Here is a 20,918-nt window from a genome sequence, read left to right as displayed (position 1 = left end):
GACCAGGTCGCCGGGGACGAGCGGTCCGCGAGGAGGGGAGGGAAGAGTCAGGGGGATCGGATTTCGCACTGGTGCCCTGCCGGTAATCAATGGAGCGTTACGGTGATCGTGTGAGCCAGCCAAGCGCCGAGCGCGCAGTGATCGTCGGGGCCGGGATGGCCGGAGTGCAGACTGCTGTGTCGTTGCGGGAGCAGGGGTGGCGCGGCGACATCACGCTGATCGGCGCCGAGCCGCACGCGCCGTACGACCGCCCGCCGCTGTCCAAGTCCGTGCTCCTCGGCACCGCCGAGGGCTCGCCCTTCGACGTGGACTTCAACGGCCTCGGCGTCGAGCTGCTGCTCGACCGGCACGTCGGCGCGCTGCGCCCCGCGGAACGGCATGTGGTCACCGACGAGGACGTGGTCCGCTACGACCGGCTGGTGCTCGCCACCGGCGCCCACCCGGTGGCGCTGCCCGGCAGCGAGGGCATCCCCGGCGTCTACATGCTGCGCACCCTGGACGACGCCGCAGAACTGCGGCCGGTGCTCGACGAGAAGCGTGACGTCGTCGTGGTCGGGGCGGGCTGGATCGGCGCGGAGTTCGCCACGGCGGCCCGCCAGGCGGGCTGCGCGGTGACCGTCGTCGAGGCGGCCGACCGGCCGCTCGCCGGAGTCCTGCCGGGCTCCGTCACCGACCACATGCGCGGCTGGTATGCGGACGCCGGCGCCGAACTGATCACCGGGACCGCGGTCGCGGCCGTCGAGCCGGGCACGGTGCTGCTCGCCGACGGGAGGCGGCTGCGGGCCGGGGCCGTCGTCGTCGGCATCGGCGCACGGCCGGCCACCGGCTGGCTGGCGGGCTCCGGCGTCGCGCTGGGCCCCGACCGCTCGGTGCTGGCCGACGACCGGCTGCGGACCTCCGTCGCCGATGTGTTCGCGGTGGGGGACTGCGCGTCCTTCCCGTCCGCGCGCTTCGGCGAGCGGCTGCTCGTCCACCACTGGGACAACGCCCTCCAGGGGCCGCGCGCCGCCGCCGCCAACGTGCTGGGCGGCGACGAGGTGTACGACCCGGTGCCGTACTTCTGGTCCGAGCAGTTCGGCCGCTTCGTGCAGTACGCGGGCCACCACTCGGCCGGCGACACCCTGCTGATGCGCGGCGACCCGGCCGGGCCCGCCTGGTCGGTGTGCTGGCTGCGGGACGGCGTGCTCACGGCGCTCCTCACCGTCGGCCGCCCGCGCGATCTGGCCCAGGGCCGCAAGCTCATCGAGCGCACCGCCCACCTGGACCCCGGCCTGGTCAGCGACCCGGCCGTCCCCCTCAAGACGGCGGTGCAGCCCACCCCGTGAACCGGCCCGGTTCGGGGGATGGGGCCAAAAACGACTCCGCGCGTCCAATGTGGTCAAACCGTCAGGCCCAGCGGCGGCGAACCGGTACGCGGGTGCCCGTCAGGGATGGCACGCTTGTCCCGTGACCGAGATCGACGCAACGATTGATGCCCTCGTACCTTCCTGGCTGAACCTCCCCGAGGTCGCCGAGCGACTGGGTGTGCCCATCACCCGGGTCCGCCCGATGATCAAGGAGAAGCTGTTCCTCGCCATCCGCCGCGGTGACAACCGCGTCCTGATGGTCCCCGCCGACTTCATCGGCGAGGGAAGCATCGTCAAGGGCCTGCCCGGCCTGCTGACGGTCCTCAAGGACAACGGATTCAGCGACGATGAGGCGCTGGAGTGGCTGTTCACCGCGGACCCGACGCTGCCCGGCACGCCCATCCAGGCGCTGAAGGAGAACCGCGGGACCGAGGTGAAGCGCCGCGCCCAGGCGCTCGCCCTGTAGATCCGTAGAGCAGCAGAGCCGTAGACCTCACCGAGGGGGAGCACCACCATGGCCACGCCGAACACCGTCCGCGAGCGGTTCGCCGACGCCCGGCTGTACCTGTGCACCGACGCCAGGACCGGCCGGGGCGACCTGGCCGCCTTCGCGGACGCGGTGCTCGCCTCGGATGTCGACGTCATCCAGCTGCGCGCCAAGGGGATCGAGGCCCGCGACGAGCTGGACGCGCTCGCGGTCCTGGCCGAGGCGTGCCGCCGGCACGGCAAGCTGCTCGCGGTGAACGACCGGGCGGACGTCGCGCACGCGTCGGGGGCGGACGTTCTGCACCTGGGACAGGGCGATCTGCCGGTGCCCGCCGCCCGCGCGATCCTGGGCGAGGACGTGATCATCGGGCGGTCCTGCCACGCGGAGTCCGAGGCCGCGGCCGCCGCGGTGGAACCGGGCGCGGACTACTTCTGCACCGGACCGGTCTGGCCCACCCCGACCAAGCCCGGTCGGCACGCGCCGGGCCTGGACCTGGTGCGGTACGCGGCCTCGCTGGAGACCGACCGGCCCTGGTTCGCCATCGGCGGTATCGATCTGACCAACGTCGAGCAGGTGCTGGCGGCCGGTGCCCGGCGGATCGTCGTCGTCCGAGCGATCACCGAGGCCGACGATCCGGCCGCCGCGGCGGCCGCACTCGCGAAGATCGTCCGGTCCTACGACCACTGACGGCTCCCCGGCCGACCGCCGGTCACTCTCCGACCGGTCCTGATCGCACGCCAGGTGTCCGCCGGGCGTCCACTCCGTGCCCCGCGCGTCATCAGCGCGTGTCCAAGGGATGGACGAGGGTGGGGCGCAACCGGATAAATCGCCCGTCCTGGTTACGGGCGGTGGCGAGGCGCGGATACCCTTCGGGTATGGCCCTTGGGACAGCTTCCACCCGGACCGATCACGCGGTCACCATTCGTGAACTTCTCGCGTCCGGCGAGCGGTCGTATTCGTTTGAATTCGCCGCGCCGAAGACCGAGAAGGGCGAGCGGACGCTCTGGAACGCCATCCGCCGCATCGAGGCGGTAGGGCCGACCTTCGTGTCCGTGACCTACGGTGCCGGCGGCTCGTCCCGCGAGGGCACGGTCCGCGCCACCGACCGGATCGTCTCCGACACCACGCTGACCCCGGTCGCGCACCTGACGGCGGTCAACCACTCGATCGCCGAGCTGCGCAACATCATCGGCCAGTACGCCGACGCCGGGATCCGGAACATCCTCGCGGTGCGCGGCGACCCGCCCGGCGACCCGCTCGGCGAGTGGATCAAGCACCCCCAGGGGCTGCTGTACGCCGCCGACCTGGTCCGGCTGATCAAGGAGTCCGGCGACTTCTGCGTCGGCGTCGCGGCGTTCACCGAGATGCACCCGCGCTCCACCGACTGGGAGTCCGACACCCGGAACTTCGTCGACAAGTGCCGTGCCGGGGCCGACTTCGCGATCACCCAGATGTTCTTCGACGCGGACGACTACTTCCGGCTGCGTGACCGGGTGGCCGCCGCCGGCTGCGAGACGCCGATCATTCCCGAAGTCATGCCGGTCACCAATGTGCGGCAGATCGAGCGCTTTGCGCAGCTCGGCAACGCGCCTTTCCCGCCGGACCTGGCGGACCGTATCCTCGCGGTGAAGGACGATCCGGCGGCGGTGCGGGCGATCGGCATCGAGTTCACCACCGAGATGTGCCGGCGCCTGATGGCCGAGGACATTCCCGGACTCCACTTCATTACTCTTAACCACTCCACGGCGTCGCTGGAAATCTACGAGAATCTCGGTCTGCACCAGAGGTCGTGACCGCTCGTAAGGTGAGGAAGTGCGGACATGGGCTACACGCTGCTCTACATCGCGTTCGGCGTGGTCGCGCTGTGGCTGCTCGGTGAGGTGCTGCTGCAGTACAAGGCGCGGCTGCGCTGGCGCCTGCTCGCCTTCGCGGGTTTCCTGGGCGTCGTCGGCGGTGTCTCGCTCCGCAACGCGATCGTCATCGCGCTCGGCGCCGTGGCCTTCGGCACCGGCCAGACGTTCGTGACGCTCTCCTACCGGCAGGGCTTCTCCACCGGCTGGGCGCTCGGTGGCAGCCCCGGCTCCAGCCGCCGCCGCAAGGGCACCCGCGGTGCGGGCGCCGCGACGGCCGAGCCCATCCTCGAGGTCAGCCCCGTCGAAGAGGTGTCCGAGGGTCCCGCGCTGGCGACGGTCTACCAGTCGATGCCGGTGCACGACGACACCGGCGAGTACGGGATCTACGACGGCCAGTCCTCCTACACCCCCGACCCGTACACCAGCGGCGGCTACGAGGGGTACGGCGCCCAGGGCTACGAGGGCTGGGGCGGCGGAGAGCAGCAGCCGCAGCCCGCGGCCGCGTCGGCCGACGCCTACGCCTGGGGCGGCCAGCAGGAGTACGACCCCGCCTACGCGGCGCCGTACCAGGATCCGGGGCAGCAGCAGTACACCCCGCAGTACGACCACGAGTTCGGATACGAAACGCCGCCCGGCGGTGTCTGGGTTCCGCACCAGCAGACCGGCGAGCAGCCGTACCAGGACCCGCAGCAGCAGGCATACATCCCGCAGCAGCCCCAGCAACCCCAGTACGAGCAGCAGCAGTACGCCGACCCGTACGACCCCTACCGCTACTAGAGCCGACGCCCGCCCGGCCGCTCAGCGGCTGCCGCCCGGGCCGCCCGCGATCAGGTCGGCGACGATCGCGCCCGACATGCCGGCGTGTGCCAGGCCGCCGCCGGGGTGGGCCCAGCCGCCCACGAAGTACAGCCCGGGGACGGCGGTGCGGTTGGCCGGGTGCAGATGCAGACCGCCCGCGCCCGCCAGGGCGGGGCCGGGCACGGCGCCGCCCGGTGTGCCGGTCTCCCGCTCGGTGTCGGCGGGGATGCGCACCTCGCGCCACAGCTCCCGCTCGCGCAGCCCGGGAACGGCGGCCTCCGCGGCCTTCATGACCTGCTCGGCGAAGCCCGCCGCGACACCGGGCGCGGCCCAGTCCTCCCCGCCGGCCGTCGTCGCCACCGTGACCTGGAGCGTCACCGCCTCGTGCGACGCGTCAGGGACCGTCGACGGGTCATCGGGGCGCAGCACCGTCACGGTCGGAGAGCCGTACGGTCCGGCGCCGGAGAAGACCGACTCCCACTCCGCGCGGCCGTCCGCCGCGTGTACGACGGTGCGGTGCACGGTGCCCTCCGGCCGGGATCCCCGCAGCGCCAGGCACACCACGAACCTGCCGGGCACGCTGCCCGCCGGCCGCGGCCGGGGCTCTCCCGGCGCGGGCAGCGGTGCTCCCGCGACCACCATGTCCGCGTCGATCCGCTGCCCGTCGGCGAGTTCCAGACCGCAGGCCCGGCCGTCCGCCGTGGTCCTGACGCCGAGGACCTCGGTGTCGAAGTGGAACTCGACCCGGCGCTCCAGGCACCGCTCGTGCACGGCGTCGGCGAGGGCCCGCATGCCGCCTTGTACGTACCAGGCCCCGAAGGTCTGCTCCATGTACGGCAGGACGGTGGCGCTCGCCGGAACGGTGCGCGGGTCGAAGCCGTACGCGAGGGCGTAACTCGTCAGCAGGGCGGCCGCCCGCGGGTCGCCCAGCTCGCGTTCGGCGACGGAGGCGAGGGACACCGCGCCGCGGCGGAACAGCCCGCGCCGCACGGCGGGGTAGGGGTCGCGGCCCAGCGGGGCGGTGTCGTCCGCCAGGGCGTCCTCCAGGAGCGGGCGGCGGGTGGCCTCCCAGACCTCGCGGGCCCGGCCGGCCAGCTCGCTCCAGCGCTCACCGGCGCCCGCGCCGAACGCGCCGTCCAGCGCGCCGATGACGCCCGCGCGGGTGGCGTTCGGCAGCGACACGTCCGTGCCGTCCGGGAAGAGGTGGCGGCTCGCCGGGTCGACCTGCGTCAGGACGACGCGGCTCTCCAGCGGTTCCTTGCCGGTCTTGACGAACAGATCGCGGTAGACGGCGGGCAGTTGCAGCAGGCCGGGGCCGGTGTCGAAGGTGAAGCCGTCTCTGGCGAACCTTCCGACGCCCCCGCCGTAGGTCGCCGAGCGCTCGTAGACCGCCACCCGATGGCCGCCGACGGCCAGCCGGGCGGCCGTCGCCATTGCCCCCATACCAGCGCCGATCACCGCGATTTGTGCCATGTCAGGGACTGTATCGGGCCGTACCGACAGCGCCGCCGGCCAGGTCGCGTCAGGTCGGCGCGGCCAGCCGCTTCTCCTGGCGCCGGGCCTTCCGGCGGCGCAGGAAGCGGCGGATCCGGGAGAACAGGAAGACGACCGTGATGATGCCGAGCACCAGTATCGTGCCCGCGATGATCGCGGCCGCGAGGGGGGTGGAAGAGCGCGAAGACGATGATCGCGGAGACACCGAGGTCCTCGGCGAGACTGAGGACGATGTTGCTGGCCGGCTCCGGCGAGGTGTTGACCGCTATCCGCGTACCGGCCTTGACGAGGTGGCTGGCGAGCGCCGTCGAGCCGCCCACCGCGGCGGCGGCCAGCTCCGGCAGCGAACCGTTCTGCCCGGCGAGCAGCGCCGCGACCACCGCGCCGGCGATCGGGCGGATGACGGTGTGCACCACGTCCCACGTGGAGTCCACCAACGGGATCTTGTCGGCGACGGCCTCGCACAGGAACAGCACCCCGGCCACGATCAGTACGTCGGGCCGCTCCAGCGACGCGGGTACCTCGTCGGTGACCCCGGTCGCCCCCATGAGGCCGAGCAGGAACACCACGGCGTAGGCGTTGATACCGCTCGCCCAGCCGCTGGTGAACACGAGTGGAAGCACCGACATGATCCGGATCGTAGCGAACCGTCCATCGGTGGAGTGGGCGAATCCACGCAGTTATGAGTACTAGTACCTAGACGAAGACTTGAGTAGGAGCGCGGATGGGCCGCGGCCCCCGTTCGGGAGAAGGTGGGGACACGGACGGGCGCGGCGCCGGTACCGCCGACACGGGGCGGCGGAGCAGGGGCGGCCCGGCCGTAACGGGGGTGTACGGGTAGCGCTGTTCTGGCACGGTCCGACGGGGGATCGGGGCATGCCAGAACAGCGCACTCTCATGTCCGCCGCGAGTCGCCGCTGACCCGGCCCTGCAACAGCCGGGACAGGGCGGAGTGCACGTCGTCGATGCTGCGGTGCGACTGGAACGCCTGCCAGTCCAGGGCGGCGACCAGCACCATCCCGAAGAGCGCGGACGCGGTGAGCGGTACGTCGATCTCGTCGCTGAGCTCCCCGTTGTCCACCGCCTCGCGCAGCACCTTCTCCACCACCGCGACCGCCTCCTGGCGGACCATCATCAGCGTGTCCTGCCAGGCGCGGTTGGTCCGCCACAACTCGGCGACGTACAGCTGGGTGAAGGACGGGTAGCGGGCGATGAACGCCAGCCCGGCCCGGATCTGCGCGTCCAGCGCGTCGACCCGGGTGCCGCCGCGCGCGGCCACCTCGTCCGCGGCGTCCCGCAGCGAGACGGTGAGCAGCCCGACGCCGTGCCGCAGCAGCTGCTCGAACAGCTCGTTCTTGCTGGCGAAGTTGTAGTAGACGGTGCCCTTGGCGACGCCGGCCCGCTCGGCGATCTCCTCCACCGTGGTGGCGGAGAAGCCCTGCTCGGCGATGAGTGTGACGGCGGCCTCGTAGAGCTTCTGCCGCGTGGCCTGACGACGTGCGGTGGTCATGGCGTCGATTGTCCCTGCCCGGGGCGGCCCCGTCTCACAGGGTCAGCTCCGGGTGGAGCCGGTCCACGGTCCACACCTGCTTGCGGCGGGCGGTCAGGGTGGTGAGCGCCAGCGCGCCGACGGTGAAGGCCAGGAGCACCAGACAGGCCCGCCAGACCGGCCAGAGCCCGCCGCCGGTGATCAGGTGACGGAGCCCCTCGACGACGTAACTCATGGGCAGGAACGGGTGGATGGCGCCGAAGAAGCCGGGGCTGGTCTGCACCGGGTAGGTGCCTCCCGCCGAGGTCAGCTGCAGCATCAGCATGGCCAGGGTGAGCACCCGTCCCGCCGGGCCGAACCGGGCGCCCAGGAACTGGATGATGGCGGCGAAACAGGCCGCGGCCAGCAGCAGGAAGCCGATCGTGCCGGCGGCGCGGGCCATCTGCAGCCCGACCACCCAGTGCAGCACCGACATCAGTGCCAGCACCTGCGCCACCCCGACCGCGGCCACCGGCAGCCAGCCGGCCAGCGCTATCCGCCAGGACGCGGCCCCGGCGGCGAGCGCCCGGCGGTTCATCGGCTGGAAGAGCATGTAGCCGACCATCGCGCCGACCCACAGGGAGAGCGGGATGAAGTACGGGGCGAGCCCCTCCCCGTAGCTGGACGCCTGGTGCAGGGAGTGCGAGGCGAGCTGTACGGGGTCGGCCATCACCGCGGTGCGCGCGTCGCGCTCCTCGGCGTCGTAGTCCGGGATCTTGTCGACGCCCTCGTGCAGGCCGGTGGCGAGCTGTCCGCTGCCGGTGGAGAGCTGCGTCAGACCGGTGGTGAGCCGGTTGCTGCCGGTGGCCAGCTGGTACATGCCGCCGCTGAGGGTGTCGGCGCCGTTGGAGAGGGTGCCGACGCCCTTGTCGAGGGTGTGGGCGCCGCCGGCCGCGGTGTGGGCGCCGGAGGCGACCTGGTGGGCCCCGGTGTTGAGCCGGTTGAGGTCCTTCACGGCGGCGTTGATGTCGGAGGACAGGTGCGGTGCGGCGGTGGCCAGTTCCTGGGCGTAGCCGTGCAGTGTGCCCAGATCGGTGGCCAGTTGGTCGAACGACGCGGGGCCGCTGATCTGGGTGTTGAGCCGCTCGGCCAGCGCCGCGGCCTCGGCCGCCTTGTCGGCGGCCCCCTTCAGGGCGACGCAGTCGCCGGTCGCGGGGGTGCCGGCGCACTGCTCGGTGTACTGCTGCCGCACGAGATCGGCGGCGGTCCTGGACGCCTTGGCGGCGTCCGGCGCCAGCACGGCGATCGCGTCCAGATGGTCCTTGATCGCCTGGGAGCCGTCGGCGACCAGCCGGGAGACCTCACCGATCTCCCGGGTGTGGGCCTTCACGAACGCGATCTTGTCGGAGGCCCCGTTCACCGCGTCGACGAGCCGCTGGGTGCCGGACGCGACCTGGCCCGCGCCGGAGTCGAGCGTGTCGAGGCCGGTGGCCAGGTCACCGCTGCCCTTCTTGGCGTCCTTCAGGCCCGCGGCGAGCCGGCCCGCGCCCTGCTCGGCCTTGCGGATACCGGTGCCGAGCTCCTTGGAGCCCTGCTCGGCGCTGCCCGCGCCGCCGGCCACGTCGGAGGCGCCCTGGGCCGCCTGCTGCGTCCGGTCGTGCAGATCGGCGAACGACACGAAGATCCGGTCGTAGAAGCCGCGCGAGGCGCCGGCCGAGGTGGCGGCTCTGACCTGCGAGAACACGCTGCGGGAGAGCTGCCCGACGATGTAGTTGTTGGAGTCGTTGGTGCGCACCTGCAGGGCGCCGGTCTCCGGGTGGGCGCCGGAGCTGGACGCGATCCGCTCGCTGAAATCGGCGGGGATGGTGAGCGTCAGGTAGTACGAGCCGTTCTCCAGGCCCTTGGCGGCGTCGGCGGAGTCCGTCTCCTGCCAGTCGAAGGTGGCCGTGTCGTGCAGCTTGGCGGCGAGATCGTCGCCCGCCGCGATCTTCTTGCCGCCGGCGGTCGCACCGCGGTCGGCGTTCACCAGCGCGACGGGGATCTTGTCGAGCCGCCCGTACGGATCCCAGAAGGACCACAGGTACAGGGCGCCGTAGAGCAGCGGCAGCAGCAGGAGCGCGGCCATGGCCGCCCTCGGCAGCCGGCCCCGGCCGAACTTCTTCAGCTCAAGCGCGGCGAGCTTCGGTGTGCGCATCGGCTGCTTCCTCCTCGGTCGCGTCGGGGGTCGGGTCGGTGGTCGGATCCGTGGTCGGCCGGGTGGCGGGGTCGGCGGGCGCCGTGGGGCGGGCGGTGCCGGTGGCGACGACGAGCGCGTCCTCGGGCGCCCTGGTGCAGACGCCGAGGACGGTGGTGCCCGCGTCGGCCACGGAGCGCAGCATCGACCAGGCGAGTTCGCGGTCGGCGTCGCCGAGCTTGTGGTCGACGTCGTCGATCCCGAGCACCTGCGGTCGCGGCAGCAGTGCGAGGGCCACGCCCAGCCGCAGCGCCTCCAGCCGTTCCAGATCGCGTACGGCCGTCCGCTCACCCTTGACCAGCGAGTCCAGGTCGAGTCCCGCGGCCTTCAGAGCCGCCGCCACATCGGCGCGGTCGCGTGCGGCGCGGGAGGCGAACCTGCGTTGCAGCAGCACCCTTTCGCGCAGGTGCTCGGCGACGGTGAGGGCCGGTTCGAGGGCGGAGATCCCGTCGACGGGACCGAGGGCGCTGATCCGCCGCACGGCGGACATGCGCTTGGGCAGCCGGTGCCCGAAGACCTCCGCCTGTCCCTCGGTGGCCTTCATGCGCCCGGTGAGCGCCAGCAGCAGGCAGGTGCGGCCGGTGCCCGACGGGCCCTCGACCGCGATCAGCGTTCCGGCGGGCGCGCCGAACGACACCTCCCCGAACACCCGGCCACGCGGACCTCGCAGCCCGTACCCCTCCGCGGTGATCACGAGTCACTCTCCTCTTTGAACTGACCAGTCAGTACAAAAACGAATTATGCAGCATCGCGGGAGTGAACCCGCCGCGGGGGTGGGGGAACACCTGTGCTATGGCATTTCCGCAGGTCAGGGCCGATTGTCAGTGGTGTGCCCCACTATGTGTCGTACGAAGACAGGAGGCTCGTCATGGCTGCTCACGTAAGCGACATCCATCCCGTGCTGCGCCGTGCGGCGGCTCCGCCCGCCGCCCTCGACCTGCTCACCCAGGCCCACCTCGGACTCGACGAGGCGGCCGTCCTGGAAACCCCCAACGAGCGCTACGCCACCGCCCATCTCGCCGCACTGCGCACCGCCGCCGCCGTGCTGGCCGTGCGGGGCCGTCCCGAGCCGGGCCCCAGACGGCGGCAGCGGATACGCAGCGCCTGGGAGGTGCTGCCCGAAGTCGCTCCGGAGCTCAGCGAATGGAGCGCCATGTTCGAGTACGGCGCCCACCGCAGGGCGCGCGCCGAAGCCGGCATAGAAGGCGCCGCCACCTGGCGGGACGCGGACGATCTGCTGCGCGCCGCCGCGATGTTCCTGCGCCTGGTGGAACGGATGCTGGTGCTCCAGCCCACCCTGCCGGCCGAACTGCGCGCCGACCTGCCACCCGCTCTGCCCCAGCAGAAGGCCAATTGACCGGCCGTCAGGCGCCTGTCCGCAAAGGCGGCACCGCGGTGAGCGCCGCGGGATGCCGGAACGGCCTGGGGCCACCTCCCGACCGGAGCTTTGCAGCACCTCCCGGCCGGAGGCTTGGGGCCACCTCCCGGCCGGAGGCTTGGGGCCACCTCCCGACCGGAGCTTTGCAGCACCTCCCGGCCGGAGGCTTGGGAGCACCTCCCGGCCGGAGGCTTGGGAGCACCTCCCGGCCGGAGGCTGGGGGAGGACCGGTCGTGATCGGCAGGAGGGCCTAGAGTGGAGCCGCTCGTTCAAGCCAGTCATCCGCGAGGAGCCGCCCGCCATGTCCCGTGAAGGAGTGGTGGATCCGATCCGCCCCCGAGCGTCCCTCCGTACCGCCGTGGTCTGGGAGGTCCTGCGCGACGCACTCGACCGGCAGGCCAAGGCCGGGGGCCGCGACGCGGGCGAGGCGCTGGACGTGCTCGACACCGGGGGCGGCACCGGGAACTTCGCGGTGCCCGTGGCGCGCCTCGGCCACCGGGTCACCGTCGTCGACCCCAGCCCGGACGCGCTGTTCGCGCTCGAGCGCCGGGCCGCGGAGGCCGGGGTGACCGACCGGGTCCGCGGCGTCCAGGGCGACACCCACGGCCTGCTCGATGTCGTCGAGCCCGGCAGCTACGACATCGTGCTGTGCCACGGCGTCCTGGAGTACGTCGACGACCCCGCCGAGGGCGTGCGCAACGCCGTCGGCGCGCTCCGCCCGGCCGGGGCCCTGAGCCTGCTGGCCGCCGGCCGCGGCGGCGCCGTGCTGGCCCGCGCCATCGCCGGGCACTTCGCCGAGGCCCAGCACGCCCTGGGCGACCCGGACGGCCGATGGGGCGTGGGGGACTCGCTCCCGCGCCGCTTCACCGCCGAGCAGCTCACCCGCCTCGTCTCCGACGCCGGCCTGCGGGTCGGCGCCGTGCACGGCGTACGGGTCTTCGCCGACCTGGTCCCGGGCGTGCTGGTCGACACCGAGCCGGGCGCGCTGGAGGCGCTGCTCAAGCTGGAGCTGGCCGCCGCGGAGCAGCCCGCCTTCCACTCGATCGCCACTCAACTGCACGTACTCGCCGACCGCGGCTGACCGGACCACCGGCCACCGCACCAGGAGTAGTCGGTCACAGGCCGCCCGGTCGGCCGTTCAGGACCGTATGCTGGCATGACGTAACGGCGGACGGGGAATGAAGCCCCCGTCGGATTGGCGTAGTGGGGCGGGTTTCACGGGGGCGAATCCCTGCCTATCCTTGAATAAGGGTCGGACCGGTCGCCCCCGCGACCGACGAGTAGGAGGACTCCGTGCCGCTCTCGGAGCACGAGCAGCGCATGCTCGAGCAGATGGAGCGAGCGCTGTACGCCGAAGATCCCAAGTTCGCGTCGGCGCTTGAGGGAAGCGGGCTGCGCACCTATACCCGGCGGCGCGTCTACCAAGCGGTAGCGGGCTTCCTGGTGGGTATCGCGCTGCTGATGGCTGGAATGATCAAGCAGCAGCCCTGGATCAGTGTGGTCGGCTTCCTCGTCATGCTCGCCTGTGCCGTACTCGCGGTCACGGGCTGGCGAAAGGCCGGCAAACCCGGTGAGCAGCCGCCCGCCGCAGCCGCCGGCCGAGGCCACCCCCGTCGCAGGGGCAAGGTCATGGACCGGATCGAGGAACGCTGGCAGCGCCGCAGGGACGGGCAGGAAAGCTAGCGGCCGCCCAGGCAGAGGGTTCTCAACAGATTTAGACGTACGACGAGGGGCGCGGAACCGGAGATCGGTTCCGCGCCCCTCGTCATGTCCGGCGCCGTCATGTCCGACCCACAACGCCCAGAAACGCCCAGAACGCCCCCAGGCGCACCTTGGGCGTCCAGGAGGACACAGTGACGCCCTTGGACGCCTTGGACCCCCAGGGCTCCCTAGGACGCCTGGCGCGAAGGTCGCCGGACCGCGTCGGCGGCCCGCCGCACGACCGCGGACCAGCGCCGCGTCGCGACCGACCACTGCTCCGACAGCCGCCACATCACCCGTGCGGCCGAACGTGGCAGAAGCACCGCCCGCAGCCGCCCGCGCCGCCCGGCCGTCCGGTGCAGTCCGTCGCGCACCTGGCGCACATCCGCCGCCAGCCCGGCCGCCGGCCGTGGCCGGGGCGAGTACAGCACCTGCTCCACGGCGGCCGCGACCTGGCCGGCGGCCCGCGCCGCCGCCTCGTCGAGCCCGCCGTCCCGCACCAGCCGGGCGGTGGCCCGGCGCGGTGTCTCGGAGTCGTCGGGCAGGATCCCGTAGTCCCACGCGGTGTCGACCAGCTCCCGCCAGGCGGCGAGCGTCCTGGCGCCCTCCGCCGGACCCTGGCCGCCGCCGAGCCGCCGGGACCGTTCGCGGCGGCGCCACAGCAGCGGCAGCAGGGGCACGCCGATCACCAACAGCGCCAGCAGGGCGATGCCGGCCAGCCGGCCCACGCTGATCCCGGTGTCGGTCGGTCCGCTGCCCGTGTCCTGGCCGAGCGGGGTGCAGTTGCCCATCTGCTGGTCCTTGACCGAGCAGCTGGCCGAGGCCGAGGCGCCGGGGCTCGGCGCCGTGCTCCTGCCGGGCTCCGGGACGACCGGGCCGCCGCCGGGGGTCGGCGCCTGGTCCACCGTGTAGCTCGGGGCGGTGCCGCGGGACGGCGTGGGCTCGAAGCGGGTCCAGCCGACGCCCTCGAAGTACAGCTCGGGCCAGGCGTGGGCGTCCTGGAGTCCCACCGAGACGGTGCCGTCGGACCGCGGCCCGTTGCCCGGCGCGAAGCCGACCGCGACGCGGGCCGGGATGTGCAGCGTGCGGGCCATCGCCGCCATGGTGAAGGCGTAGTGGACGCAGAACCCCTGCTTGTCCCGGAGGAAGTTGGAGATCGCCTCGACGCCGGTGCCCGACCGGACCTTCGTGCTGTACCGGAAGTCCCCGGAGTGGAAGTACTTCTGCAGCGCCACGGCCTGCTCGTACGGGTTCGCCGAGCCGCGGGTCACCTCCAGCGCGGTCTTCCTGACCACGTCCGGCAGGGTGTCCGGGACCTGGGTGTACTCCTCCTTGAACGCGGCGGCCGGGTCGGGGGCCGAGGACAGCTGCGCCGCCGTCGGCTGCACCAGCAGGCTCGTGACCCGGTACTTCACGCCCTTGGTGGTCTGCTTGCGGTCGCCGACGACCGTGCGCCCCTCCTTGTCGAACCGCCAGTGACCGTTGACCTGCAGCTTTTCGGCGGGGTAGGGGAGCGGCAGCCAGCTCTGCGCGTAGTTCTCGTCGGCGGCGACCGAAGTGGTGACCTCGGTGGCCTTCACCTCCGGGCCCAGCCCGGCCGGCACCGGGAACACGTCGGGGATCCCGGTCAGCGGGCGCTCCGAGGAGCGCCACTGCGTCCCGTCGAACTTGTCGAGCGCGACGATCCGCAGATACATGTCCGACGTGCCGGCCGCGTTGGTGCGATACGTCAGGACCTCGCGGTTGTCCGGCTGGTTGAGGCTGTCCTGCAGCGCCACCACCGGGTTGACCGACGAGGTGTTGCCACCACCGAAGCCGGGGCCCGTCCCGTTGCCCGCCGGGTCGAGCAGCCCGCTGCCCAGCGAGGGCAGCACGGCGGGTGCGATCAGCGCGATGCCCAGGGCCATCGCCCCGATCCGGCGGCCGGTGCGGACCGGTGCCACGACCGTTCCCTCGGAGCGGGTACCGGAGGCGCCCGCCCAGCCGGTGGACGGCGGGCCGCCGCCGAAGACCCGGCCCCAGCGCGACAGCCGGTCCCGGCCCTCGGCGAGCAGCAGCAGCAGATAGCCGGCCGCCGCGATCAGGAACCACAGCCAGCGGCTGCCGCTGCCCGCGAGACCGGACGCGACGGAGTACAGCGCGAGCAGCGGCAGCCCGGCAGGGGCGGCGCTGCCGTACGTCACCGCCAGCGCGTCCACGGCCAGCGCGATCACCAGCACGCCGGCGACCAGCAGCAGTCGGATGCCCGGGGTCACCGGGGCGGGGATGGCGAACTGGCTGACGTCCCGCAGGCCGTCGCCGAGCCGATCGCCGAGCGCCACGAACGCCTTGGGGCCGGGCAGGATGCCGCCCACCGCCTGCTTCGAGACGAACATCATGGTCAGTATCAGCAGGGTGACCAGCGCCTGCGCCAGCACCGTCAGCGGCCGGGCCAGCGGCACCCGCCGGGCCAGCGCGCCGACGCAGGACTGGAGCGTGACCAGGAAGGCCGCCTGCAGGATCCAGCCGGTCGGGGTGGCCAGCGGCAGCAGCGAGCAGGCCGCCATGATCGACGCCGCCGCGGCGCAGACCGTCAGCCGTGCGCGTCCGCTCATGAGCTCGCTCCCGCCTCTTCGCGCGAGCGGTACCGGTCCGCAAGCTGCCACAGCGAGGGCAGTCCCTCGCCCGGCGGCACCGGCAGTACCGTCCAGCCGGCCTCGCGCAGCATCCGCACGGCCCGTCGCACACCGATCTCCGTCGCTGTCCCCGGCCCGTCGTCGCCGTTCGCGGCCGAACCGGCGGGGGAGCCGGCGTCCTGGCCGGAGCCGGCCGGCGGCGCGTCGGGGTACGGGTCCACGGCGTCGCGGGACGCCCACGCGGAGCTGTCCAGGACGAACGCCACCGCGCCGCCGGCCCGCTGCCGCATCCGTCCGACGATCGCCGCCTGCTCCTCGTCCAGATCGCCGAGGAAGGCCACCAGCAGGCCCTCGCTGCCGACCCGCAGGACGTCCAGGGCCCGGGAGAACCCGCCGCCGTCGGAGTGCTCGACCACCGCGAGGGTGTCGAGCAGCACCCCGGCGGTGTCGGAGGAGTCTCCGCCGAAGCCGCCCTCGGGACCCGGCACGCTGCTGCCGGTGTCGGTCAGCAGCCGCACCGAGTAGCCGCGCTCCAGCATGTGCGTCGAGACCGAGGCCGCCCCCGACACCGCCCATTCGAAAGCGGAGTCGGGACCGGCGCCGTAGAAGGCGAGCCGCCGGGTGTCCACCAGCACGGTGCAGCGCGCCTTGTGCGGCTGCTCCTCGCGGCGCACCATCAGCTCGCCGTACTTCGCGGTGGAGCGCCAGTGCACCCGCCGCAGGTCGTCGCCGTGCCGGTAGCCGCGCGGGATGGCGTCGTCCTCGCCGGCCAGCGACAGTGAGCGGGTGCGGCTGTCGCCGTAGCCGGACGCCTCGCCGGCGAGCCGGACCGCGGGCAGCGGCTCCACCCGGGGCACCACGGTCAGGGTGTCGTACGCGCTGAACGACCGGGTCAGCTCGCACATGCCGAAGGGGTCCGTCAGCCGCAGCTGCAAAGGCCCCAGCGGATAGCGCCCGCGCAGGTCGGAACGGACCCGGTAGGACACCTCGCGGTGGCCGCCCGGCTCCACCCGGTCCAGTACGAAGCGCGGCCGCGGCCCGAGCACGTACGGCACCCGGTCCTGCAGCATCAGCAGCCCGGTGGGGATGCGCGAGACGTTGTCCACCCGCAGGTGCACCCGTGCCTCGGACATCGCGGGCACCCGCGACGGCGCGAGCCGCCGGCTGCCCGATACGCGGTAGCGGGTGCGGTACAGCACCCCGACGCAGACCAGCGGCAGCACCGCCAGCAGCAGTCCGACCCGCAGCAGGTCCGGCTGCCCCAGCACATAAGCGCAGATGGCAGCCGCGACCCCCGCCGCGAAGAAGGACCGTCCGCGCGTGGTGAGCCCCGACAGCGCCGTACGGAAACCTCCCGCGGCCTGCGGGTCGGTGGACATCACAAGCCCCGGACGCCGGGCGGCTGGGCGCTCTGCGCCTGACGCCATTGCTGTGCGGCCGAGGCCGCGGCCGCGGAAGCGGAGGGGTCCGGGACCGGGGTGCGCTGCAGGATCTCCGCGACGACCTGCTCGGGCGTCCGCCGGTTCAGCTGCGCCTGCGCGGTCGGCAGCAGCCGGTGGGCCAGCACCGCCGGGGCGAGCGTCTGGACGTCGTCCGGCAGGACGAAGTCCCGTCCGTCCAGCGCCGCCGAGGCACGGGCCGCCCGCACCAGGTGCAGCGTCGCGCGCGGCGAGGCGCCGAGCCGCAGGTCGGGGTGGTGGCGGGTGGCACCGACAAGGGCCACGGCGTACCGCCGCACCGGGTCCGACACATGCACCGTCCGCACCGCTTCGATCAGCTTCACGATCTCGTGGGCGTGCGCCACCGGCTGCAGATCGTCCAGCGGCGGCGTACCGCCGTGCACGTCGAGCATCTGCAGCTCGGCCTCCGGGCTCGGGTAGCCGATCGACACCCGCGCCATGAAGCGGTCGCGCTGCGCCTCGGGAAGCGGATAGGTGCCCTCCATCTCCACCGGGTTCTGGGTGGCGATGACCATGAACGGGTTGGGCAGCTCGTACGTCGTGCCGTCGACGGTGACCTGCCGCTCCTCCATCGACTCCAGCAGCGCCGACTGGGTCTTCGGCGAGGCCCGGTTGATCTCGTCCCCCACCACGATCTGCGCGAAGATCGCCCCCGGCTTGAACTCGAAGTCCCGCCGCTGCTGGTCGAAGACGCTCACTCCGGTGATGTCGGAGGGCAGCAGGTCGGGCGTGAACTGGATACGCCGCACCGAGCAGTCGATGGACCGGGCGAGCGCCTTGGCCAGCATCGTCTTCCCGACCCCCGGCACGTCCTCGATCAGGAGGTGCCCCTCTGCCAGCATCACGGTCAGCGAAAGCCGTACGACCTCGGGCTTGCCCTCGATCACGTTCTCCACCGACCGGCGCACCCGCTCCGCGGTCGTGGTCAGATCGCTGAGGCTGGCTCGCGCGTCATAGGTCGTCACCCGGTTCTCCTCGGCCTGTTCATTGGGGCGCGGCCAACCACGGACCGGCCCCTCCCCGAATGCGGTCCGCCGCGCGCCGAGACGGGCGAGGGGGTGCCGCACGTTGCATTGTTCCCTTGAACAGCGCCCCGCGTCACTCGCCTGCTGTTACTTGACCGTGATTTCCCGCATCAGACCGGTGTGGACGTCGAAGACAAACCCGCGTACATCGTCCGTGTAGGCCAGGAACGGGGACGTACGCACCCGCGCCATCGACTGGCGTACGTCCTGGTCGATGTCGGTGAACGCCTCGACGGACCAGGTCGGCCGCTGGCCGACCTCGTGCTCCAGCTCGGTCCTGAAGTCCTCGGTGATGCTCTCCAGACCGCAGTTGGTGTGGTGGATGAGAACGATTGAGCGGGTGCCCAGAGCCCGCTGGCTGATGGTCAGCGAGCGGATGGTGTCGTCGGTGACGACACCGCCCGCGTTGCGGATGGTGTGGCAGTCGCCGAGATCGAGGCCGAGTGCGGCGTGCAGGTCGATGCGGGCGTCCATGCACGCGACGACGGCGACGCCCAGGACCGGCCGGGCATCCATGCCGGGGTCGTGGAACGCGACGGCGTAGCGCGCATTGGCCTCGACGAGCCGGTCGATGACGGAGTCGGGTTCGGAGTCGGACGGGGAGCCGGGTCCGGATGGCTGCGCTGCGGATATCGACATGTGACTGACGTTAGAGGGCGCGGGCCGGTCCCACCTGCTGTAGAGGCAGGAAAAAGCCGGTCAATTTACCGCTGTGTGAGGTAACCCACAGGCCTCACATCCCTCACTCCTGGGAGTGAGGCGCGCGGACTGTTGGTTGCGTTGACCGTGGGGCTTAGTGGAGTAAAGTGGCGCGAAATGGGGTTTCCGCCGCAGGTAGGGGGCAGGGGCCCACGTGACAGGGGTCCCTGTTTCCCGACGGGGATCCCGTCCGGTTTCTGACAGGGTCCCGGCGGGCCCGGCTGCGGGAGGTGTGGATGTTCCTCGGAACGTACGCGCCGCGCCTCGACGACAAGAGCCGCCTCGTCCTGCCCGCGAAGTTCAGGGAGCAGCTCGCGCAGGGCCTGGTGATCACCAAGGGGCAGGAGCGCTGCCTGTACGTCTGGCCGCTGCGCGGATTCCAGGCCGTCACCGAGGAACTGCGCCGGGCGCCCCTGACGTCCAAGCCCGCAAGGGACTACATGCGGGTGCTGTTCGCCGGAGCCACCGACGAGGTGCCCGACAAGCAGGGCCGGATCACCGTCCCGCAGCCGCTGCGGGAGTACGCCGGCCTGGACCGCGACTGTGCGGTCATCGGCGCCAACACCCGGGTCGAGGTGTGGTCCGCCCAGGCCTGGGACCGCTACCTGGCGGCGCAGGAAGACACCTTTTCGGCCCTGTCGGAGGAGGTTCCGACCGGATTACTGTGACCCCGGCCCCTACTCGCAGCGTCACCACGGTGTACGTATGGCTCGGCCTCCTCCCGCTCTCCGGCTCCACTGGCACTACTTCCCCGGCGCCAGAGGACCACTTCCCTCCCGAGCGGGCGGGGACCAGGCCATATGTCGAAGCAGTCGAAGAAGTCGAAGAACCGAGAAGGGCCCCATGAGCGCCGTCCCCACCCCGCAGTCCGAGCCCCATGGCGCCCCCGCGGACCCCGCCACCACCGAGTCCACCCCCGCGAAGCACGTCCCCGTGATGCTGCGCCGCTGCCTGGACCTGCTCGCCCCCGCGCTGGCCGAGCCGGGCGCCGTGGTCGTGGACGCGACGCTGGGACTCGGCGGCCACAGCGAGGCGCTGCTGACCACGTTCCCGGCGGTCCGGCTGGTCGCCATCGACCGCGACCCCGCCGCGCTCAAGCTCTCCGCCGAGCGTCTGGCGCCGTTCGGCGACCGGGTCACGCTGGTGCACGCGGTCTACGACGAGCTGTCGGACGTCGTCGCCCGGCTCGGCATCCCCAAGGTCCAGGGCGTGCTGTTCGACCTCGGCGTGTCGTCCATGCAGCTGGACGAGGCGGAGCGCGGCTTCGCCTACGCGCAGGACGCCCCGCTCGACATGCGGATGGACCAGACGACGGGCATCAGCGCCGCCGAGGTGCTCAACACCTACCCGCCGGGCGACCTGGTGCGGATCCTGCGCAACTACGGCGAGGAGAAGTTCGCCCGCAAGATCGTCGACGCGGTCGTCAAGCAGCGGGTGAAGGAACCGTTCACCAACAGCGCGCGGCTGGTCGAGCTCATCCGCGAGGTGCTGCCGCAGGCGGCCAAGCGCACCGGCGGCAACCCCGCCAAGCGCACCTTCCAGGCGCTGCGCATCGAGGTCAACGCCGAGCTCGCCGCCGTGGAGGCCGCGATCCCCGCCGCGCTCGGCGCCCTCGCCGTCGGCGGCCGGATCGCCGTGCTGTCGTACCAGTCGCTGGAGGACCGCATCGTCAAGCAGGCGTTCGCGGCCGGCGCGGCCAACACCGCCCCGCCCGGCCTGCCCGTGGTGCCCGAGCAGTACCAGCCCCGGCTGAAGCTGCTCACCCGCGGCGCGGAGCTGCCGACCGAGCAGGAGATCGCGGAGAACCGGCGCGCCGCCCCGGCCCGGCTGCGCGCCGCGGAACGGATCCGCGAGGAGGCGCTGTGAGGGCGGCCCGGTCGGCCACGGCGGCCCGCGCGCCCTTCGTCCTGCTGGTGGTGGCGCTGCTGGCCGGCGGCCTCATCTCGCTGCTGCTGCTGAACGGCGCCGTCAACCAGGACTCCTTCGAGCTGAACCGGCTGCAGAAGGACACCGACACCTACACCGACGAGGAGCAGGCGCTCCAGCAGGACGTGGACCGGTACAAGGCGCCCGACGCGCTCGACCGCCGCGCCCGCGAGCTGGGCATGGTGCCCGGCGGCAATCCCGCCTTCCTGAATCCGGACGGCATCGTACGCGGCGACCCCACCGAGGCCGAGGCCGCGCCGCCCGCCCGCACCCAGGCGCCGCCCAGCACACCGCCCAGCCCGCCGCAGACCGGTGCACCCACCGCCGGCAGCACCCCCACCACGAAGCCGTCCGGCGGCGCGTCCCCGCAGACCCCCCGCGGCTCCCAGACCTCCCAGACCACCGGCAGGTGACCTCGTGACCAGTCCCCGCATC

Annotated in this window: 19 protein-coding genes and 1 pseudogene; 11 read left to right on the top strand and 9 right to left on the bottom strand. The window is 72.6% G+C overall.

The window, feature by feature from the left end; genetic code table 11:
• Window positions 1–89: 89 nt before the first annotated feature.
• The 5 genes from AC07DC_RS26825 to AC07DC_RS26805 all read left to right on the top strand — a co-directional run bounded on the left by AC07DC_RS26825 (window position 90) and on the right by AC07DC_RS26805 (window position 4,463).
• Window positions 90–1,325, top strand: a complete 1,236-nt coding sequence (locus AC07DC_RS26825) for an NAD(P)/FAD-dependent oxidoreductase (protein WP_478917036.1) — start codon at window positions 90–92, stop codon at window positions 1,323–1,325.
• A gap of 121 nt (window positions 1,326–1,446) precedes the next feature.
• A complete protein-coding gene (locus tag AC07DC_RS26820; RefSeq protein WP_478917035.1) occupies window positions 1,447–1,812 on the top strand; it encodes an Rv2175c family DNA-binding protein in 366 nt (121 codons plus the stop codon).
• A 48-nt stretch (window positions 1,813–1,860) separates the two neighbouring features.
• A complete protein-coding gene (gene thiE, locus AC07DC_RS26815) occupies window positions 1,861–2,520 on the top strand; it encodes a thiamine phosphate synthase (protein ID WP_478917034.1) in 660 nt (219 codons plus the stop codon).
• Window positions 2,521–2,708: 188 nt separating this feature from the next.
• A complete protein-coding gene (gene metF / locus AC07DC_RS26810; RefSeq protein ID WP_478917033.1) occupies window positions 2,709–3,626 on the top strand; it encodes a methylenetetrahydrofolate reductase [NAD(P)H] in 918 nt (305 codons plus the stop codon).
• Window positions 3,627–3,653: 27 nt separating this feature from the next.
• Window positions 3,654–4,463 carry a hypothetical protein gene (locus AC07DC_RS26805; protein WP_478917032.1) on the top strand — a complete coding sequence of 270 codons (810 nt, stop codon included), beginning with the start codon at window positions 3,654–3,656 and terminating at the stop codon, window positions 4,461–4,463.
• A 21-nt stretch (window positions 4,464–4,484) separates the two neighbouring features.
• Here AC07DC_RS26805 and AC07DC_RS26800 read toward each other — a convergent pair whose 3' ends face one another.
• From AC07DC_RS26800 to AC07DC_RS26780, 5 genes and pseudogenes are all read right to left on the bottom strand, one after another.
• Window positions 4,485–5,957: a phytoene desaturase family protein gene (locus AC07DC_RS26800; RefSeq protein WP_478917031.1), complete on the bottom strand. Its 1,473-nt coding sequence runs from the start codon at window positions 5,955–5,957 to the stop codon at window positions 4,485–4,487.
• Between the two features lie 49 nt (window positions 5,958–6,006).
• Window positions 6,007–6,607: pseudogene (locus AC07DC_RS26795) on the bottom strand (DUF4126 domain-containing protein).
• Between the two features lie 266 nt (window positions 6,608–6,873).
• Window positions 6,874–7,488: a TetR/AcrR family transcriptional regulator gene (locus tag AC07DC_RS26790; RefSeq protein ID WP_478917030.1), complete on the bottom strand. Its 615-nt coding sequence runs from the start codon at window positions 7,486–7,488 to the stop codon at window positions 6,874–6,876.
• 34 nt (window positions 7,489–7,522) lie between these two features.
• Entirely contained in the window at window positions 7,523–9,640 is a 2,118-nt protein-coding gene (locus AC07DC_RS26785) for a YhgE/Pip family protein (RefSeq protein WP_478917029.1), read from the bottom strand.
• Window positions 9,612–10,373 (bottom strand): ATP-binding cassette domain-containing protein, encoded by a 762-nt coding sequence (locus AC07DC_RS26780; RefSeq protein WP_478917028.1) that lies wholly within the window; start codon window positions 10,371–10,373, stop codon window positions 9,612–9,614. The genes AC07DC_RS26785 and AC07DC_RS26780 overlap by 29 nt, the downstream gene beginning before the upstream one ends.
• A gap of 174 nt (window positions 10,374–10,547) precedes the next feature.
• On the opposite strand from AC07DC_RS26780, the gene AC07DC_RS26775 reads away from it, so the two are divergent.
• The 3 genes from AC07DC_RS26775 (at window position 10,548) to AC07DC_RS26765 (ending at window position 12,740) form a co-directional block, all read left to right on the top strand.
• A complete protein-coding gene (locus tag AC07DC_RS26775) occupies window positions 10,548–11,036 on the top strand; it encodes an SAV_6107 family HEPN domain-containing protein (RefSeq protein ID WP_478917027.1) in 489 nt (162 codons plus the stop codon).
• A gap of 337 nt (window positions 11,037–11,373) precedes the next feature.
• Complete coding sequence (locus AC07DC_RS26770; RefSeq protein ID WP_478917134.1) at window positions 11,374–12,138, top strand: methyltransferase; 765 nt, start codon at window positions 11,374–11,376, stop codon at window positions 12,136–12,138.
• A gap of 212 nt (window positions 12,139–12,350) precedes the next feature.
• Window positions 12,351–12,740 carry a DUF3040 domain-containing protein gene (locus AC07DC_RS26765; protein WP_478917026.1) on the top strand — a complete coding sequence of 130 codons (390 nt, stop codon included), beginning with the start codon at window positions 12,351–12,353 and terminating at the stop codon, window positions 12,738–12,740.
• A 206-nt stretch (window positions 12,741–12,946) separates the two neighbouring features.
• Here the strand turns inward: AC07DC_RS26765 and AC07DC_RS26760 are convergent, their stop codons facing one another.
• From AC07DC_RS26760 to AC07DC_RS26745, 4 genes are all read right to left on the bottom strand, one after another.
• Window positions 12,947–15,352: a transglutaminase TgpA family protein gene (locus AC07DC_RS26760; RefSeq protein WP_478917025.1), complete on the bottom strand. Its 2,406-nt coding sequence runs from the start codon at window positions 15,350–15,352 to the stop codon at window positions 12,947–12,949.
• A complete protein-coding gene (locus AC07DC_RS26755; RefSeq protein ID WP_478917024.1) occupies window positions 15,349–16,752 on the bottom strand; it encodes a DUF58 domain-containing protein in 1,404 nt (467 codons plus the stop codon). The genes AC07DC_RS26760 and AC07DC_RS26755 overlap by 4 nt, the downstream gene beginning before the upstream one ends.
• Window positions 16,752–17,798 (bottom strand): AAA family ATPase, encoded by a 1,047-nt coding sequence (locus AC07DC_RS26750; protein ID WP_478917023.1) that lies wholly within the window; start codon window positions 17,796–17,798, stop codon window positions 16,752–16,754. Before AC07DC_RS26750 ends, AC07DC_RS26755 begins: the two co-directional genes overlap by 1 nt.
• 147 nt (window positions 17,799–17,945) lie before the next feature.
• Window positions 17,946–18,497 carry a beta-class carbonic anhydrase gene (locus tag AC07DC_RS26745; RefSeq protein WP_478917022.1) on the bottom strand — a complete coding sequence of 184 codons (552 nt, stop codon included), beginning with the start codon at window positions 18,495–18,497 and terminating at the stop codon, window positions 17,946–17,948.
• A 296-nt stretch (window positions 18,498–18,793) separates the two neighbouring features.
• On the opposite strand from AC07DC_RS26745, the gene mraZ reads away from it, so the two are divergent.
• From mraZ to ftsL, 3 genes are all read left to right on the top strand, one after another.
• Window positions 18,794–19,225: a division/cell wall cluster transcriptional repressor MraZ gene (mraZ, locus tag AC07DC_RS26740; protein WP_138356148.1), complete on the top strand. Its 432-nt coding sequence runs from the start codon at window positions 18,794–18,796 to the stop codon at window positions 19,223–19,225.
• Window positions 19,226–19,493: 268 nt separating this feature from the next.
• A complete protein-coding gene (gene rsmH / locus AC07DC_RS26735) occupies window positions 19,494–20,423 on the top strand; it encodes a 16S rRNA (cytosine(1402)-N(4))-methyltransferase RsmH (RefSeq protein WP_478917133.1) in 930 nt (309 codons plus the stop codon).
• Window positions 20,420–20,896, top strand: a complete 477-nt coding sequence (gene ftsL / locus AC07DC_RS26730) for a cell division protein FtsL (protein WP_478917021.1) — start codon at window positions 20,420–20,422, stop codon at window positions 20,894–20,896. The genes rsmH and ftsL overlap by 4 nt, the downstream gene beginning before the upstream one ends.
• Window positions 20,897–20,918: the final 22 nt, after the last annotated feature.

The organism is Streptomyces sp. NPDC045021 (assembly GCF_056432645.1).
This window is presented reverse-complemented; position numbering and strand designations above follow the sequence as displayed.

Excerpts from the sequence above, each read along its gene's own strand:
- AC07DC_RS26825 (WP_478917036.1), top strand. The coding sequence starts at position 90 with ATGGAGCGTTACGGTGATCGTGTGAGCCAGCCAAGCGCCGAGCGCGCA.
- thiE (WP_478917034.1), top strand. The coding sequence starts at position 1,861 with ATGGCCACGCCGAACACCGTCCGCGAGCGGTTCGCCGACGCCCGGCTG.
- metF (WP_478917033.1), top strand. The coding sequence starts at position 2,709 with ATGGCCCTTGGGACAGCTTCCACCCGGACCGATCACGCGGTCACCATT.
- AC07DC_RS26805 (WP_478917032.1), top strand. The coding sequence starts at position 3,654 with ATGGGCTACACGCTGCTCTACATCGCGTTCGGCGTGGTCGCGCTGTGG.
- AC07DC_RS26800 (WP_478917031.1), bottom strand. The coding sequence starts at position 5,957 with ATGGCACAAATCGCGGTGATCGGCGCTGGTATGGGGGCAATGGCGACG.
- AC07DC_RS26790 (WP_478917030.1), bottom strand. The coding sequence starts at position 7,488 with ATGACCACCGCACGTCGTCAGGCCACGCGGCAGAAGCTCTACGAGGCC.
- AC07DC_RS26785 (WP_478917029.1), bottom strand. The coding sequence starts at position 9,640 with ATGCGCACACCGAAGCTCGCCGCGCTTGAGCTGAAGAAGTTCGGCCGG.
- AC07DC_RS26775 (WP_478917027.1), top strand. The coding sequence starts at position 10,548 with ATGGCTGCTCACGTAAGCGACATCCATCCCGTGCTGCGCCGTGCGGCG.
- AC07DC_RS26760 (WP_478917025.1), bottom strand. The coding sequence starts at position 15,352 with ATGAGCGGACGCGCACGGCTGACGGTCTGCGCCGCGGCGGCGTCGATC.
- AC07DC_RS26755 (WP_478917024.1), bottom strand. The coding sequence starts at position 16,752 with ATGTCCACCGACCCGCAGGCCGCGGGAGGTTTCCGTACGGCGCTGTCG.
- AC07DC_RS26745 (WP_478917022.1), bottom strand. The coding sequence starts at position 18,497 with ATGTCGATATCCGCAGCGCAGCCATCCGGACCCGGCTCCCCGTCCGAC.
- mraZ (WP_138356148.1), top strand. The coding sequence starts at position 18,794 with ATGTTCCTCGGAACGTACGCGCCGCGCCTCGACGACAAGAGCCGCCTC.
- rsmH (WP_478917133.1), top strand. The coding sequence starts at position 19,494 with ATGCTGCGCCGCTGCCTGGACCTGCTCGCCCCCGCGCTGGCCGAGCCG.